The 1,739-nt window shown below is 34.4% G+C and carries 1 protein-coding gene; it reads right to left on the bottom strand.

Annotated elements, in window-relative coordinates; all coding sequences use genetic code 11:
• Positions 1 to 127: 127 nt before the first annotated feature.
• Positions 128 to 1,165 (bottom strand): adenylate/guanylate cyclase domain-containing protein, encoded by a 1,038-nt coding sequence (locus F607_RS0126740; RefSeq protein WP_027710432.1) that lies wholly within the window; start codon positions 1,163 to 1,165, stop codon positions 128 to 130.
• Between the last annotated feature and the right edge of the window lie 574 nt (positions 1,166 to 1,739).

Below are 1,739 nucleotides of genomic sequence, written 5' to 3'. Positions count from 1 at the left end.
TTAAGCTTAAGTATTCAAAAAGTCGCTCAAGTGTATAAACAGATGAGTGACTATGGGGCTATGGCTGCGTAAAAGTGTCTAGAGTATTGTTAGATTATGAAAGTCACAATATTTTATTCTCAAAATTTTAGAAAAACCACTTCAGTTCTAGCGCTATACATTTAACAGGCAGCGATTGACTTGATGTCGCCACTGTTCTACTTAAAAAGATATCGGGTAGTTTTATGCTTTCCATAAAACGTGCTGAAGCGATCACTCTTGCATTCTTTTCTTTGCTTACTGCCATCATTTTTGCTGCGGTATTTATCGTATCACCAAAAAAAACTAATTCTCGTTTAATCGTACCGACCTCAGCGACTAAAACATCACCAGAGTGTATGCTGATGCGAAAGTCAGGTGCTTTACCATATCGTTTTAGGTACTCATCTTTTCTTGCTTCCATTAACGTACAAAGTGACTCCACACACTGAATACAACGCTGATTATCTGCACTGTTTTTCATTTGCCATGTCACCAGTACTTCATCACCAATCACTCTCTGCATAAAACCACCATATTTTGAAACGATACCCGCAATATCAGCAAAAAAATGAGAAAAAAACTGTTGTGCTAACTTATCACCCAATTCTCTCGTTAAGCCAGTTGATCCCACTAAATCAATAAACATAAATACGCGCTGCTCGTTTATCGGTGTTCTATACTTCCCTAGAAAAAGCCCCCAAAATGTTTCTGTACCTAAATGAGTTTTAATACGTAAAATAAAATTCAAACCCAGCGCTAACAAAAAACTATAAATAATATCATGCCACATTTTAGGTGCTAAAAAAGGCTGACTACACTGGGGTATAAATATCTGCGTACTCACCAAGCTATAATACTCAATAACACTGATTATCAGTGTTGCAACAACGCTTAAGACTAATGCAAATATGAGCTGATTTAGCTGCACAAAAACTTCTGCAACTTTCGTCATAACCCTATTTAGCTCAGTAAAAGACACCAACAAACTCACTAAAATACTTAAGGTAATAACATGGTAAAACGTACGATCACTATTAAGTGAGTATATGTAACCTAAGATACCGCTTATCAGCATAATAGTTATAACTTTTACGATACCTTTCTGCACTAGCATACTACCAAAATATATTAATCTATCATTCATTCGTGAGTTCCTTTCAAATACTTCTTTCAATTTAATCAAGCTAACTCCCAAATCCAGCTGACTGGACCCTCACTTTAAAAACTAACACCCCGTTTTTTTCCTTACAAGCTCATAACTTTAATTTATTAAAAAATTTATTTTCTCTAAAAAAACCATTTAAAAACAAAAGGAATACACTCCACTTTATGACAATTCATAAAGAGTATATCCAATATATAATTAATTATTATCGTTGTGATTTTTGCCCTGAGTTTGGGCATATACGAGACTGTAGGCATGCCTACAATAAACTTGGCGTAGCACCACTCAAGTCTACGCTATAATATATATTTCAGGGTACTCATGCACCTAAATGCATTACTTGGGACGACAATCAATAATAGCAGAATAATCAATATCTAAATAATGATTACTCTTAAGCAGCAGAATTATCTTCAATTGCTCATAATGAGACCTAATTCTAGCTCATAAATTCCATATACTAATGAGTCGGAAATAATGGATACTTTCTAGAATTATGCCATACTTATTAGTATGAAATATGATGCCCGACAGTTATCAACAGAAGAAAAAG

Source organism: Zooshikella ganghwensis DSM 15267, from assembly GCF_000428585.1.
GTDB lineage: Bacteria > Pseudomonadota > Gammaproteobacteria > Pseudomonadales > Zooshikellaceae > Zooshikella > Zooshikella ganghwensis.
Note: the sequence above shows the minus strand (reverse complement) of the source record. Positions and strands in the feature narration are given on the sequence as shown.